The organism is Erwinia sp. S38, from assembly GCF_016624545.1.
Taxonomy (GTDB): Bacteria; Pseudomonadota; Gammaproteobacteria; order Enterobacterales; family Enterobacteriaceae; genus Erwinia; species Erwinia coffeiphila.
This window is the reverse complement of record NZ_JACVTS010000009.1, coordinates 181,302-196,512: the sequence shown is the minus strand read 5'-3', so window position 1 is coordinate 196,512 and position 15,211 is coordinate 181,302. Positions and strand designations below refer to the sequence as shown.

Annotated in this window: 12 protein-coding genes; all 12 read right to left on the bottom strand. The window is 58.8% G+C overall.

The annotated features are described in order from the left end of the window. Positions 1–301 precede the first annotated feature (301 nt). The 12 genes from ghrB to selA all read right to left on the bottom strand — a co-directional run bounded on the left by ghrB (position 302) and on the right by selA (position 15,209). A complete protein-coding gene (ghrB, locus tag IBT46_RS12575) occupies positions 302–1,282 on the bottom strand; it encodes a glyoxylate/hydroxypyruvate reductase GhrB (protein WP_200545935.1) in 981 nt (326 codons plus the stop codon). Between the two features lie 53 nt (positions 1,283–1,335). After that, positions 1,336–2,628 (bottom strand): MFS transporter, encoded by a 1,293-nt coding sequence (locus tag IBT46_RS12570; protein WP_200545934.1) that lies wholly within the window; start codon positions 2,626–2,628, stop codon positions 1,336–1,338. An 82-nt stretch (positions 2,629–2,710) separates the two neighbouring features. Beyond that, positions 2,711–3,664, bottom strand: a complete 954-nt coding sequence (locus IBT46_RS12565; RefSeq protein ID WP_200545933.1) for a sugar kinase — start codon at positions 3,662–3,664, stop codon at positions 2,711–2,713. Positions 3,665–3,667: 3 nt separating this feature from the next. Next, a complete protein-coding gene (locus IBT46_RS12560) occupies positions 3,668–4,417 on the bottom strand; it encodes a sugar phosphate isomerase/epimerase (RefSeq protein WP_200545932.1) in 750 nt (249 codons plus the stop codon). A gap of 196 nt (positions 4,418–4,613) precedes the next feature. Then, positions 4,614–5,642 carry a LacI family DNA-binding transcriptional regulator gene (locus IBT46_RS12555; protein ID WP_200545931.1) on the bottom strand — a complete coding sequence of 343 codons (1,029 nt, stop codon included), beginning with the start codon at positions 5,640–5,642 and terminating at the stop codon, positions 4,614–4,616. Between the two features lie 59 nt (positions 5,643–5,701). Continuing rightward, complete coding sequence (locus IBT46_RS12550) at positions 5,702–6,688, bottom strand: LacI family DNA-binding transcriptional regulator (RefSeq protein ID WP_200545930.1); 987 nt, start codon at positions 6,686–6,688, stop codon at positions 5,702–5,704. A gap of 128 nt (positions 6,689–6,816) precedes the next feature. Next, positions 6,817–7,479 (bottom strand): OmpA family lipoprotein, encoded by a 663-nt coding sequence (locus IBT46_RS12545; RefSeq protein ID WP_200545929.1) that lies wholly within the window; start codon positions 7,477–7,479, stop codon positions 6,817–6,819. A 110-nt stretch (positions 7,480–7,589) separates the two neighbouring features. Then, a complete protein-coding gene (locus tag IBT46_RS12540; RefSeq protein ID WP_200545928.1) occupies positions 7,590–8,153 on the bottom strand; it encodes a DNA-3-methyladenine glycosylase I in 564 nt (187 codons plus the stop codon). Positions 8,154–8,197: 44 nt separating this feature from the next. After that, on the bottom strand, positions 8,198–10,672 hold the full coding sequence (gene torA, locus IBT46_RS12535) for a trimethylamine-N-oxide reductase TorA (RefSeq protein WP_200545927.1): 2,475 nt from the start codon (positions 10,670–10,672) through the stop codon (positions 8,198–8,200). After that, on the bottom strand, positions 10,662–11,843 hold the full coding sequence (locus IBT46_RS12530; protein WP_234480097.1) for a NapC/NirT family cytochrome c: 1,182 nt from the start codon (positions 11,841–11,843) through the stop codon (positions 10,662–10,664). Before IBT46_RS12530 ends, torA begins: the two co-directional genes overlap by 11 nt. A gap of 151 nt (positions 11,844–11,994) precedes the next feature. Then, positions 11,995–13,833 carry a selenocysteine-specific translation elongation factor gene (gene selB / locus IBT46_RS12525; protein WP_200545926.1) on the bottom strand — a complete coding sequence of 613 codons (1,839 nt, stop codon included), beginning with the start codon at positions 13,831–13,833 and terminating at the stop codon, positions 11,995–11,997. Then, positions 13,830–15,209, bottom strand: coding sequence for an L-seryl-tRNA(Sec) selenium transferase (gene selA / locus IBT46_RS12520; protein WP_200545925.1), 1,380 nt, complete (start codon positions 15,207–15,209; stop codon positions 13,830–13,832). The genes selB and selA overlap by 4 nt, the downstream gene beginning before the upstream one ends. Positions 15,210–15,211: the final 2 nt, after the last annotated feature.

Sequence of the window (15,211 nt, the reverse complement as noted above, 5' to 3'; positions counted from 1 at the left end):
GGGGCTTGGCTGCCGCATCCTTGCGGCAGACACCCGGCTAACCTGTCCCGTAACGGTTCCCCTTTCAAATCATTGCGTTGCTGCCAGATAAAATTAGTTGTTCCAGCAGCAAAACCGAAGTCTTCAGGCAATCGGGGCTGGACGGGTTAGCGGACCGTCCGAGCACAGGGGTGTGCGAGGCCGAGCGGACATGGACGTGACAGCGGGTCCGCGTTCCGACCAGCCCCGATAAGCCGTGCGCAGAACGTGCAGCAATCTGTACTCAACAGCAGCACAGCAGCCAAACGTGAAGCAACGAGAATCAGCCTTTGTTCAATACCTGCGGATTCACGCAGTTCTTCTCTACCTTCCCGGTCAACGCGGCTATCAAATTATCCACCGCATCGCGCGCCATCCCGTAACGCGTCTCGTGCGTCGCGGAACCGATATGCGGCAGCGGAACCACGTTACGCAGCTTCAGCAGCTCGGAATTCACCGGCAGCGGCTCCTGCTCAAACACATCCAGACCGGCAGCAAAAATAGTCCCGTCCTTCAGCGCATCAACCAGCGCCTGCTCATCCACCACCGGCCCGCGACCCGCGTTAATCAGAATCGCGCTCGGCTTCATTTTCGCCAGCTGCTCGCGGCCAATCAGATGATGGGTTTCGGCGGTCAGCGGCAGGCTGATGCAGAGGAAATCTGACTCTGCCAGCAGCGTATCCAGATCGCAGTACTGCGCATCAAAACGATCTTCCGCTTCCTGATGATGCTTACGCGCGTTATAGAGAATCGGCATGCTGAAGCCAAGGTGAGCACGCTGCGCCAGCGCCAGGCCAATGCGGCCCATGCCGAGGATGCCCAGCTTTTTATGGTGCACGTCAACGCCGAACCAGTCGGGGCCGATGTTTTTCTGCCACTCCCCGGCCTTCACGCGCTCGGCCAGTTCCACCACCCGGCGGGCGCTGCTCAGCACCAGCGCCATCATGGTATCCGCGACGGTTTCAGTCAGCACGGTCGGGGTATGCATCAGTACGATGCCTTTATCATTCAGCGCCGCCACATCGAAGGTGTCATAGCCCACGGAAATCGTGGAGGCCGCACGCAGCTTAGGTGCCTGCTGCAGAAATTCAGCATCAACTTTGCCGCCGGAGCCAAGGATGCCTTCCGCCTGACGGAAAGCTTCGGCGTGAGCAGCGATATTTTCTGGGGTTAAGCCGTTAACTTCGGTCACGTTGAAATGCGCATCCAGCCGCGCTCGCAGATCTTCAGGTAACGACTTATACAACACCACAGACGGTTTCATACGGTTCTCCCTGTTCAGTACAGTGAAACGGGCCAGCATTGACCCGTTTTAATTTAAGCATGTTTTGCATCATGGGGCAGCGGAGCCTGCCGGTCCTGCGACGGCTTGACGATCAGCGTCAGCCACACGGCCACCAGTAATGCGCTCCCCATAAAGATATAGGATGCAGATGGACTGCCGGTGGCACCGTTGAGGTATCCCACCACCCAGGAGCCGAGGAATGAACCCAGCGCTCCCATCGAGTTAATCAGCGCCATCGCGCCCCCGGCAACGTTGCGCGGCAGCATTTCCGGGATGATGGCGAAGAAGGGACCGTACGGTGCATACATCGATGCACCGGCAATCACCAGCAGGGCATAAGACAGCCAGAAATTGTCGGAACCCACCAAATATGAGCCTAAAAAGGCTAATGCACCAATCAACAGTAACGGCCAGACAAACAATTTGCGGTTTTGTAACTTATCAGAGGCCCAGGAAACGACGATCATCGCGATGGTCGCTGCCAGATACGGCACCGCCGACAGCCATCCGGCCTCAACGATGCCCATCTGCGTGCCGTTACGCAGAATGGACGGCAGCCACAGCACAAAACCGTACACGCCGATGCTCCAGGCAAAATACTGTGCGCACAGCAGGATAACGTTACGCGACTTAAAGGCCTCAGAGTAGTTACGCACCGCTTTCAGATTTTCCTGCTCTTTCTGCAGCTGGGCCTGCAATGCGGCTTTCTCGGCATCGCTCAGCCACTTCGCCTGCGACGGTTTATCCTGCACCAGGAACCACCAGGCTACGGCCCAGATCACTGCCGGGAAGCCTTCAATAATAAACATTTCACGCCAGCCGAAGGCGTTGATCAGATAGCCGGACACCACCGACATCCACAGCACGGTCACCGGATTACCGAGGATCAGGAAGGTATTGGCGCGCGAACGTTCGGACTTAGTGAACCAGTTGCTGATATAAATCAGCATCGCGGGCATCACCGCCGCTTCCACCACGCCGAGCGTAAAGCGAATCATCGCCAGCATCGGAATATTGCTCACCATTCCGGTCAGCGAGGCGCAGCCGCCCCACAGCACCAGGCACCAGAACACCAGTTTTTTCACGCTGCGGCGTTCGGCATAGATCGCGCCGGGGATCTGGAAAAAGAAGTAGCCAAGGAAGAACAGCGCACCGAGCAGGGAAGAAATTCCCTTGGTGATGCCGAGATCCTCATTAATCCCTGCGGCGGAGGCGAAGCTGAAGTTCGCCCTGTCCAGATACGCCAGGCTGTAGGTGATAAACACGATGGGCATGATGTACCACCAGCGTTTTGGCGCGATTGTCTGCTTCGTCTGCTCGTTCATGGTGTTTCCTCTGTTGAGGGGCCACATTCTGTTCTGTAGGGGAACGATGTGGTGATGTTATGTTTCCGACCGGCCGTCAGGGTTAAAAATCGCCCAGTGCCGCCCGGGTTGGCAGTCCTTCGCTGTCACCGATTGCCTGTATCGCCAGGGAACCGATTTTATTGCCGCGGCGGATGGCCGCAGGCAGCGATTTTCCTTCCAGCAGGGCGCTGATTGTCCCGACTGCAAAGCCATCTCCGGCACCGACGGTATCCACCACGTTAGTGGTCATGATTGCCGGGACCCGATCTTTCATGCCGTCGGCGGTTTTGAACCACGCGCCTTCGCAGCCGGTTTTGATAATCACGGCTTTTACGCCCATCGCCAGATAGAAGTCGGCAATCGCTTCCGGCTGGTCGAAGCCGGTGAGGATTTTTCCTTCTTTGATGCCCGGCAGAACCCAGTCGGCATAGGAGGCCAGCTCGTTCAGTTGCGTCACCATTTCCCGTTCACTGGACCACAGCACCGGGCGCAGATTAGGGTCAAAGGAGATGGTTTTTCCCATCGCCTTCATCTCCTTCGCGGCATGTTTCGACAGCGCCAGCGAGCTGTCGGAAAGCGCAGCGGCCACGCCGCTCAGGTGCAGGTGGCGTGCGGCACCGAAGTAGTCGCGGTTAAAGTCGTCGCAGGAGAGATGGCTGGCGGCCGAGCCTTTACGGAAATACTCCACCAGCGGATCGGAGCCATCGTCCACCTTCGACTTCAGCTGAAAACCGGTAGGGAAGCGCGCGTCCAGCGTCACCTGCTGGCGATCGACGCCTTCACGATCCAGCTGCTGGCAGGTAAAGCGGCCAAATGAGTCATCGCCGATGCGGCTGATCCAGCCCACTTTCAGGCCCAAGCGCGCCAGGCCGATTGCCACGTTCAGTTCGGCACCGGCGATGCGTTTGGTAAATTTCTCAACCGAAGCCAGGTCGCCGTTTTCTGCCGCGACAAACATCGCCATAGCTTCACCAATCGTGACGACATCCAGCGTGCCGTTAGTATGGGTCGTCATGATTTATGCCTCGCGCAGCAGGTCAACATAGTGACGGGTTACCGCCACCAGGTCCGGGCCTTCCAGTGGGAATTCAATAGCGCGCGGCACGTCAGACGGCAGCAGGGCGAGCGTCTCGCGCCACAGGTTATCGGCTTCATCCAGCGGGATAGCGCGCCAGCTTTCGCCGTGCGGCACCGCCGCTTTAACGTGGATATAGCTGACGTAGCGGCTCAGGCTTTCCGCCGCCGGAAGCGGCTGGTCGCCGATCCACAGCCAGTTGCCGGTATCAAAGGTCATGCCGTTGCAGATGCGGCTTTCGCCGCAGGCGTGGAAAAAAGCATCCAGCGCGGCGAAACGGCCGTATTCGGTCTGGTCGTTTTCCACCACCAGGTGAACTTTCTTACCGGCAAGCTTGCTGCGCAGTTCGCTGCTGTCGAAATCGTGACGATAGTGGCCCAGCGAATATTTAATCAGCTGGGCATTCAGCTGTTCCGCTTCCGCAAAATGCTGGTCCAGATGCGGGTTGAGCGAGCCATCTTCGGTAAACAGCGCTTCCGGCACCGAGTAAAAAGCGATCAGTTTTTTAGAAGCAATGTCCGCGCCCAGCGCAGAAAGCTGGCCCAGTTCCTGTTCTTCCAGCAGTTCGCGGCGGATCTCCACGCCGTCGGCACCTGCGGCAGCAATAATCGGCAGCAGCGCCTGCTGTCCCCCCAGCTCACGCACCTGTTTATTGCCGTAGGCCGCGGTGACAACGATGACTTCTCTTTTCATGATTTCTCCGGTTAATTCACCCGATTTGATGGGAAAACGGTAAATGGAACCGGTTCCAAAGAAAAGTACCAAAACGGTATTTTATGACGGCGCTCACGGAGTGAACGCTTTTCTGCGTGAAATAGAGGAACGGCAGGGTGAGATGTGAAGTCTTGCAGGGGCGCGATCGGCCCCGGGTTATTACGAGGACATGTGCTTAGCGGACAATCGGCTGCGTTGAGCCCCGCACCACCAGTTCCCCGGAGAATACCTGTTCTTGCAGCGGCCGATCTTCGCCCTCAATGCGGCTGATAACCTGCTCCAGCGCAGCATAGCCAATCTGCCAGGTCGGCTGTTTCAGGGTGGTGATGCCAACGCCCGCCAGCTCAGCCCACTCCAGTTCGTCAAAGCCCAGCAGGCCCAGCTGCTCGCCCCAGTTCAGATTCAGCCGACGCAGGGCGCGGGCAACCTGTAGCGTCAACGCGCCGTTGACGGCCATCACCGCGCAGGGCGCTCCCTGGTGACGCAGATAGAACTCGCTCAGCACCTGCTGCATACGGGTTTCATCATCCAGTTTCACTTCGGCGTGTTCGGCAATCAGATCGGGCTGCTGCGCCATGCGTTCATGGAACGCGTGAATACGCTCCAGACGAGTGTTAACCAGGCCAAGCGGCTCGCTGATAAACAGCAGCGCACGATAACCCTGCGACAGCAGATGTTCAGTGGCCTGCAGCGCCGCCGCGCGGTTATCCAGCCCGACGACATCGCAGGCGAAGTCCGGTATTTTTCGGTCGATCAGCACCATCGGCAGCAGCGATTTTTGCAGCTGACTCAGCGCCTCTTCACGCATGCCCACCGCGTTGACGACAATGCCTTCCACCTGGTAGCTGTTCAGCAGGTTGAGGTAGTACTGCTCGAGATCGACTTCGTTATTGGTGTTACACATCAGCAGCGTGAAGCCGTGGCTGCGGCAGGCGGACTCAATGCCGCTCAGCACATCAACGGAATAGGGGTTGGTGATATCCGCGATAATCAGGCCAATCAGTCGGGTACGCCCACGCTTCAGGCCGCGCGCCATCTGGCTGGGGCGATAGTTGAGCGTGCTGATAGCGGCTTCAATGCGCTGCTTCAGATCGTCAGAAAGCGCGCTGAATTCACCGTTCAGGTAGCGCGAAACGCTGGTTTTCCCGGTACGCGCCTCTTTGGCGACGTCGCTGATGGTAGCTTTAGCGGCCTTGTTATTCATGGCTATCCCTGATGATGTGAATGGCGTGAGACTACCATAACTGCCCGACGGCGGCAGCATCAGGGTGTTTTCAGTTCCGGCTGCCACAGCACCTGCAACGAGGACACGGGCTCTCCTGCCATCAGCCGCAGCGCCATCTCTGCCACCTGCTGCCCGATGGCAGGCCAGGTGGCCTGAGCAATGCTGGCAACGGGCACATCGATCACCGAATCGGCGGGCAGCCCGTTGTAGATCATCAACTCGATACGTTCAGGCCCGCTCAGGCGGCCCATCTCGCGCAGGGCGATCGCCGCGCCTTCACCCAGCGAGCTGGAATCGGCAATCAACGCCTGCGGTGGCTGCGGCAGAGCAAGTAACTGCCGGGTTGCGCGGTACCCCTCAAGGCGACTTGGCTCGGTCTGCCAGCAGAGGTCGCTGTCGAAACCGTGCCGCTGCATCGCACTCAGATAGCCTTCGCGCCGCTGGCTGACAAAGGCCTGATCGAGGTGGCTGCCAAGCCAGGCGATGCGGTGCAGGCCCTGCGCAACGTAGTGGTCAACGGCCAGGCGCGGCCCGGTATGATGATCGAAGTCGAACCAGGCGTAAGGGTCTGTCAGTTCGCTGCGGCCCAGCGCCAGAAACGGAAAATTCAGCTGCTGGAGTTTGGCCAGTCGACTGTCGTGCCTTGCGGTATGCGCCACAATCAGCCCGCTGACATAGCGCGAGCGTAGCATCCGCTGCAAAGAACGATGGTCGTTTTCAGGCGTGTCGGCGACGATCAGCAGATCCACTTCACGCTCGGCCAGCACCTGGGCGATAGCGCCGATGACATCGACAAAACTGGTACCATTAAAAGGAAGAGGTGAAGAGGGAAAGAGCAAACCCAGGGCGTTGGTTTTTCCGGTTTTCAGGCTGCGGGCGACCGGGTTAGGGCGATATCCTCGCCGTCGGGCTTCCTGCTGAATGCGCAGGCGCGTTTCCTCAGCCACATCGTCATAGCCGTTGAGCGCGCGGCTGATGGTGGTAACAGAGAGCCCCAGCGCGGAGGCAATATCTTTCAGTGACATGATGTGTGAATACTGATCAGTTTTTGCGCAGGGTAGCACAAAATGCTAATGGTCACTATGGCCCTGACTGATTATTCCCAAAAAAGAGAATAACGGCCCCGGCACGCTGTGTGCCGGGGCCAGGGGGATTACTGCAGCGGGCTGAGGGTAATTTCTACACGGCGGTTCTGAGCTTTCCCTTCGGCGGTGGTGTTCGACGCCACGGGATTGTCCGGCCCCATTCCGCTGGTGCGAATGCGGTTAGCGGCAACGCCCTGGGTAATCAGCGAACTGCCGACGCTGTCCGCACGCTGCTGCGACAGCGACATATTCAGCTGGCGGCTGCCGGTGCTGTCGGTATAGCCGATAATGTTTACGGCGGTTTTCGGGTACTCTTTTAGTACCATCGCCACGCCGGTCAGCGTGTTGGCGCCGGCAGGTTTCAGCGTGCTGCTGCTGCTGTCAAAGGTGACGTTGCTCGGCATATTCAGCACGATATTGTCGCCGTTGCGGGTCACGCTGACCCCGGTACCTTTCATTTTGTCACGCAGCTTCGCTTCCTGCACGTCCATGTAATAACCCGCGCCGCCGCCGAGAGCGGCACCGGCGGCTGCACCAATCAGTGCGCCTTTGCCGCGATCTTTCTTCGAAGAAGAAAGCATACCCACCCCGGCGCCTACCGCGGCACCGATACCCGCACCAATACCGGACTTCCCTGCTTCACGTTCACCGGTGTAAGGGTTAGTGGTACAACCGGCCAGCGCAAGCGTGCCGCTCAATATCAGGGAAAGAGTGATAGCGCTTTTTTTCATGAGTATTCCTTTCATTTCGTTCACCGCAGGCAACGTCGCCTGTAAGCGCCAATTATGGCGCTCAATTGTGAGGAAAATACTCAGGCAAATTCTCAAAGTGTAAGCGAAAGCTATTTAATGTTATCCGGGTGGCAAAAACAGTCGGTCGTGTGTTCGCTGATTAATCCGCAGGCCTGCATAAACGAGTAGCAGGTCGTGGAGCCGACAAACTTAAATCCGCGCTTTTTCAGCGCTTTAGAGAGTGCATCGGAGGCTGCATTGGTGGTCGGTGCCTCTCGGTAGTGGCCGAAGCGGGTAATTTGCTGTTCGTTATCAACGAAGCTCCAGACGAAGTCTCTGAACGATTCACCGGCAGCTTCCATCGCCAGCAGCGCACGGGCGTTGGCGATAATTGCGTTGATCTTTCCCCGGTGGCGGATAATGCCGCTCTCCTGCATCAGCCGTTCAATATCGTCTTCATCCATCCGGGCAACGGCCTGAACGTCAAAGTGATGAAAATGCTGGCGATAGTTTTCTCTTTTCTTCAGCACGGTCAGCCAGGACAGCCCGGCAACCTGGCCTTCCAGACAAATCATTTCAAACAGCGAACGGGCGTCATGATGGGGAACGCCCCACTCGCGGTCGTGATAGGCGATATACAGCGGATCTTCAGATACCCAGCCACAGCGTTGCATAGATAACATTCCTTATTAACGGGTTGGGTACTGAATTTAACCGTTTAAGCGCCAAAAGGCACCGAATGGGCGGTGTTTTTCTGCTCTTCACCGCAATATTTTTCCACCTCCAGCTGGGCCATATGGCCGCAGTTAGCCTGTGCTAACCGGGAGGAGCCGATATCAAAGGTCAGGCAGTTAACGCTGCCGTTTTTGCACAGCGTTTTAGGCTCTGACAAATCTGCCGGATCGTACCAGGCCCCTTCACACACCCGAACCACACCGGGGCGAATATCATCACTGACCTCTGCACCGACCAGAATCTGCCCGCGATCGTTAAATGCGCGGACCAGGTCACCAGGCTGGATCTGCCGGGCCGCAGCATCCTGGGTATTGATCAGAATCGCCTCCCGATTGCTGACCGCATATTTGTCTCTCAGGGGCGTATTATCCAGCTGCGAATGCAGGCGGTGCGCCGGGTGCGAGGAGTTCAACGACAGCGGATAGCGCTGTGCAACGTCGCTGCCGTGCCATTCGTGCGGTGGGAACCAGCCCGGCAGCCCCGGGCAGTCGTCGTAATTCATTTTTGCCACGCTGCGGGAGAAAATTTCGATACGTCCGCTCGGTGTACCCAGCGGGTTGAGCAGTGGATCGGCACGAAAATCGGCAAAGCGTATCCAGTTTTTATTCTCTTCCGGTACCGGGAAGCGGATGTAATTGTTCGACTGCCAGAATTGATCGAACGGCGGCAGCGGCACGCCCGCATTACGGGCCTGGGTCTTCATATTGTCGTACATCGTTTTCAGCCACAGCATTTCATCGCGCCCTTCGGTAAACGCCTGCTCAACGCCAAGCCGCGCGGCAATATCGCGGAAAATATCGAAGTCGTTACGCGACTCGTGCTGCGGCGGCACGCACTGGTGCATTGGGAAAACATAGCGCTGGGAATAGTCGCCGCCCATATCCATATCGTTGCGCTCATAGCTGGTGGTGCACGGCAGGACGATGTCGGCGAATTTTGCCGTGGACGTCCACCAGGGTTCATGCACGATGATAGTTTCCGGGTGCTGCATGGCCTGCCGCAGATTATTGGTATCCTGCTGGTGTACCAGCGGGTTACCGCCGGCGACGTAGACCATTTTAACGTCGGGATAGGTGACCTGGCGGCCGTTGTAATCAATGGTTTTTCCCGGATTGGCCAGGCAGTCGGCCATTCTGGCCACCGGAACCGGAACGGGTGAGTTTTGTGGCGCTTCTCCGGCGCTGATGCCGGACAGAATACCGCCTTTCGCCGACGGACTACCGCCGGAAGAATAGTGATAGCTAAAGCCAAAACCGCCGCCCGGCAGGCCAATCTGACCAAGCATGGCAGCCACGGTCACCAGCAGCCAGTGCGGCTGTTCACCGTGATGCTGCCGCTGAATGCCCCAGCCCGCCATAATCATCGTGCGCTTCTTCGCCATATCGCGCGCCAGCTGGCGCAGCGTTTCCGCTTCAACGCCACAAATCGTACTGGCCCATTCCGCCGTTTTAGCCACGCCGTCATGCTCGCCAAGCAGGCTTTCGCGGAACTGAGCAAAGCCGGTGGTATAGCGCTGCAGGAAGGCTTCATCATGCAGTTTTTCACTCAGCAACGTATGCGCAATACCCAGCAGCATCGCCGCATCGGTGTAGGCGTGCGGCGCGATCCACTCCGCGTTCAGCTGTTTTGAACCGGGGTTATTGATTGGGTCGATGGTGATAATCCGCGTGCCTTTTTTCGCCAGTGCGGCAAAGCCTTCCAGCCCGACGTGATCCGGCACGTTCCAGCTGTTTTTCAGCGTGGTGCGGGGGTTGCATCCCCACAGCACCACCAGCTCGCTGTTATCAATCACGTTGGGCCAGGTCGTTTGCTGATCGTATACCTCGGTCGAACCGACAACGTGGGACATAATCACCTGCGCAGCACCGGTAGAGTAGTCGCCGCTGTAGCTCAGAAAGCCGCCGCTCAGATTCATCAGTCGATGCAGCAGCGCCCGGCAGTTATGCAGCATGCCGGTACTTTTCCAGCCGCAGGACCCGGCATAAATCGAGGAAGGGCCGTAGGCCGACTGCAATCGACGGATTTCATCGCTAACCAGCTGGATGGCTTTTTCCCAGCTGACCTTCACCCATTCATCGCGCCCGCGCAGGTCGTTGCAGCTGCCGGGGCCATTTTCCAGCCAGCTTTTACGCACGACCGGTGAGGTAATCCGATTGGCGGCGTGCACCTGCCACGGCGCCATCTCAATCAGTTCATTGGGTGCCGGATCGTCCTGAACCGGCTGCACACCCACCATTTTTCCCTGCTCAACAATGGCTTCAAAAGCCCCCCAGTGAGCGGAGGTCAAAATGCCTTTCTTCGCCGGGCGCAGCGCGGCAAACAGCGGCATCGCCTGGCTTACCGCGCGGGCCACGGCGGAAGGAGAAAACAGCAGATCTAACGAGCTGGCGGCCAGCAGCGTACTGCCCAGTTGCAGAAAACGACGGCGCGACAGGCCGGAGAGTACATTATTTTTCACGAGAGCTTCCTTGTTCAGAGGGCTGTCCGGCAGGTGGCATATCGCTGGCGTGGTTTTGCGCGTACAGCGTCAAAATGCGCAGCTGCTCCTCATTCAGCGCGGTACGCGAGGCCATACCTTTCATCACGCCAATCCACTGATTTGCGGTGAAGTGATCCAGTGCGGTCAGGCCGTGACAGCCGGTACAGTTAGCGGACATCAAGTCGCTGGCGTACTGCCAGATCTTTTGCTGGTTTGCGATCAGCGCCCTGGAGGGGAACCAGGCGGTCAGAGCAACATGATGCCACTGCGTATCGGTCTGGCTGTCGGTTTGCGATCCCAGCGTTTTCAACCGCTGCTGACTATTTTCATCCAGCACCGCACGAATAATTCGCCGGCCGGGAGCGCCATAGATCACCCCGGTTACACCGTCCTGCTGCCAGCCTTCCAGGCGCGCTTCAGTCAGCGAACCCTGATGACGTAACGGGATCACGGGTGCAGACGGGAACAGCGTACCGGCGGAGTTGGTGATGCCAGGCTCCAGTACAAAAGACTGCGTTTTAATGCTGTAAAGCGGGCTGTCCGCCGGTTTGACATCGGTCGTCAGGGCCGCAAGCTGGCTGGCACCGGCCGCGTTACTTGAGGTCATGTCCGGCAGGATATGTGCCACACCACGATGGCAGTCAATACAGGTCTGGTTCTCTTTTATCGCTACCGGATGCGCCTTACGGGCTTCAGGCCGCTGAGCAAGAATATCCATCGCTTCAAAGCTGTGGCAGCTGCGGCAGGTGGCTGAGTCGTTGGCCTTCATGGTCTTCCATACCGATTCCGCCATCGCCAGTTTATGGGCGTTGTACTTCTCTTCGGTATCTATTTTGCCGGTAATTTCGCCATAAACGTCCTTAACTGCGGCGATCTTGGTCAGCATATAGGAGACAGGGGCCGTGGGGATATGGCAGTCGGCACACTCGGCGCGGATACCGGCGTGGTTTTCGAAATGAACGCTGCCCTGATACTCAGCCAGCGGTCTTTCCATGCTGTGGCAAGAAACGCAGAAGGCCGTATCGCTGGTTTTATGCATCACGGTGACACCACCGGCGACCAACAGCAGGCCGATGGCCAAGCCCAGCAGCATCAGCGCACGCCAGCCGCACAGTCGCTTCAGCCGCCCCTCTTTCCTGAAATAATTCATAACTTCCCCTGTTAGTACTGATTGGCTCAGTGCAGCGCACTGAAAAGTAAGCGCACTTACTTTTATCCCACAGCTTGCGAATGGTTTTTTTGTGGTCAATCAACTCAGGGGGACGTTACGGCAGCGGCATATAAAATCGGTAAAGTACGATTTACAGAAACATTCCGCTATCACGCAGCAGATGTTCATTACCTTTACGGCGGGTAAAACCACTACGGTCGAAAAATTCCAGAATCTGTATCGCCAGCTTGCGGCCGACGCCCAGGCGATCGCGAAAATCTGCGGCGCTGCTGCCCAGTCCTTCAGCATCACGCTGGCGAATAATGTCGGCAAAACGGGTTATCTGGCTGTGGCTGTAATAACGATCCTTCACGACGGCGACGATCAGCCCGCTTTGTGCCGCTTTGCGCAGCGCCTGCCGCATAGCATCCTCCGGGCAGTTCAGCGCCAGGGCCAGGTCCCGCACCCAGCGGGCGTTATCGGTAAACAGCGGTTCAGCCCGCTGCCAGAGCGCGGCTTCCTGCGGCTCGAAGCGAATGGCAAAGTCGGGCAAATGCAGCCAGCCCCGGCTATTCACCAGCCTGCCACTGCCGATCAGTCCATCGATCAAACTACCTGCCAGCGCAGAAGGCCGGTCGGGCAACGCCATGCGCCGCAGGCGATCGCGCCCCAGGCCTGGACGATCGCCATTGCTGCGGTGATAGTGTGCCATCTCGTCAAGCAGCCGCTGCTGCCAGTCCTGAATCATCTGCGGCAATATCATATGCCCGGCGATAATCTCCGGACGCAGGCGGTAGTCCAGATTAACCAGCGCATCTTCATGCAGCTGACGCGCCCAGCTCAGTTCCGACATTGGCCGTGGACGCTGCTGCAAATACAGAGCGATGATCTCAGCATCCTCCCGCGCCTGCTCTAACTGATGCAGCCAGGCGAGAAACCCGGGCTGGCGCTTGCCGCGTTTCGGCGATGCCAACAGCAGCACCCGCGCCGCTGCCAGCGTGTGTTTCGCGCCGATATCACGCAGGATCAGGCGATCGTTATCGGCCAGCCACAGCGGTGCGTCGAGCAGCAGCTCGGCCAGATTATCCGCCAGCAGCGACAGCCGCCCGGTGATATGGCGGGCACCGTGATGAAGATGCAGCGGCTGGCCCTGCCGCAGCGGCTGGTGCTGTTCCAACGCGACGATAACCCGCTCGCAGGGCGTTTCCGGTAGTGCAGGCAGCAGCCAGTCGCCGCGCGAAATCGCTGATTTTTCCACGCTACCGGCAATATTCAGCGCCACCCGCTGCCCGCCGTGCGCCGTCTGGCTCGGCTGATTCTGCACGTGCAAACCGCGAACGCGGACTGCCTGATTCACGCCGCTCAGCCACAGCGTATCGCCCACGCCGATCTCGCCAGACAGCGCGGTGCCGGTCACTACCAGCCCGGCCCCTTTGACGTTAAACACCCGATCGATAGCGAGACGAAACGGCCCCTCGCGACGGGACTTCCCGGCCGGCAGCTGGCGCAGATGATCCGCCAGTGCCGCTATCCCTGCGCCATTCAGGGTACTGGTAGGAAACTGAGCGACCTGCTGCCAGCCCATCTGCTGAGTGAGGGCTTCGATCTGCTGCGCCACGTCAGCCAGCCGCTCGGGTTCCACGCTGTCGCTTTTGGTGATGGCCACGGTCAACGGCGGCCGCCCGCCAAGCTGAAGGATCGCCAGATGTTCGCGCGTTTGCGGCATCACACCGTCATCGGCTGCGACCACCAGCAGGGCATGATCGATGCCGCCAATGCCGCTGAGCATATTGCTGAGAAATTTTTCGTGGCCGGGAACGTCAATAAATCCGACGATCGCGCCATCCGGCTGCGGCCAGTAGACATAGCCAAGATCGATGGTCATGCCGCGCGATTTTTCTTCCGGCAGTCTGTCGGCATTCACGCCGGTCAGCGCCTGTAGCAGCGAGGTCTTACCGTGGTCAACGTGACCGGCGGTGGCAATAATCATGCACTTATCATCCTGATAAACAGTTCTTCGTCTTCCAGCGTGCGCAGATCGAGCCACAGAGAGCCGTCGTGAATGCGCCCGATCACCGGCACATCACCCTCACGCAGTTTGCGGGTGAGCGCCATCAGAGTGCTGCCGCTGCCGTCGCGAGAGGTCAGAGTCAGCGCCGTACCGGGCAGCCGCTCAATCGGCAGCGAGCCGCTGCCAATCTGCGAAGAGCAGGGTGCCAGCGCCACGCAGAACTGTTGCCCGCAGGCGGCTTCCACAGCGGGCAGTAGCCGCAGCCCCTGGGCATGAATATCCTGCCGGGTGCGGGTCAGGAATCTGAGCGTGGGCAGCTGTTCCGCCAGCTTATCCGGCTGACGATACAGCTGGAGCGTGGCTTCCAGCGCGGCGAGGGTGACTTTATCCACCCGCAGCGCGCGCTTCAGCGGATGCTGCTGCAAGCGTTCGATGAGCGCTTTTTTGCCGATGATAATCCCGGCCTGCGGCCCGCCCAGCAGCTTATCGCCGGAAAAGCTGACCAGGCTGGCACCCGCCGCAATCAGCCGCTGCGGCATCGGTTCTTCGGGTAAGCCATACTGGCTGAGATCGATCAGCGAACCGCTGCCCAAATCAACCACCACCGGCAGGTCAGATTCCTCCCCGAGCGCGATCAGTTCCGCTTCACTGACGGCCCTGGTAAAGCCCTGAATCTGATAATTGCTGGTGTGCACCTTCATCAGCAGCGCGGTGTCTTCCTCAATCGCCTGGCGGTAATCTTTCAGATGGGTGCGGTTGGTGGTGCCCACTTCGCGCAGAGTACAGCCCGCCTGAGTCATCACATCCGGGATGCGGAAAGCACCGCCGATTTCCACCAGCTCACCGCGTGAGACGATCACCTGTTTACCCGATGCCAGCGCGGCCAGCATCAGCAGCACCGCCGCCGCATTGTTATTGACGATGCAGGCGTCCTCCGCCCCGGTAAGCTGGCATAGCAAATCGGCCAGCGCCCGGTCACGGTGGCCGCGCCCCGCATCATCCAGCGAATATTCGAGGGTCACGGGGGATCGCATCGCCCGGGTGGCGGCGGCAACGGCGGTTTCAGCCAGCTGCGCGCGGCCAAGGTTGGTGTGCAAAACCGTACCGCTGAGGTTCAGCACCGGGCGCAGCCCGCCGCGGCTGTGCTGATGCAGCAGACTGCGGGCATGGCTCGCCCAGTCCTGGCTCCAGGCGGGAAGCTGCTGATGCTGCCGGATATGATCACGCGCGCTTTGCTGCATCTCACGCAGAATGGCGACCAGCCTGACGTGCCCCCATTCCGCAGAAAGCGCCTGCATCGCGGACTGGCGCAGCAGGCTGTCTATGGACGGAAGCTGATGGAACAGATTACTCACGT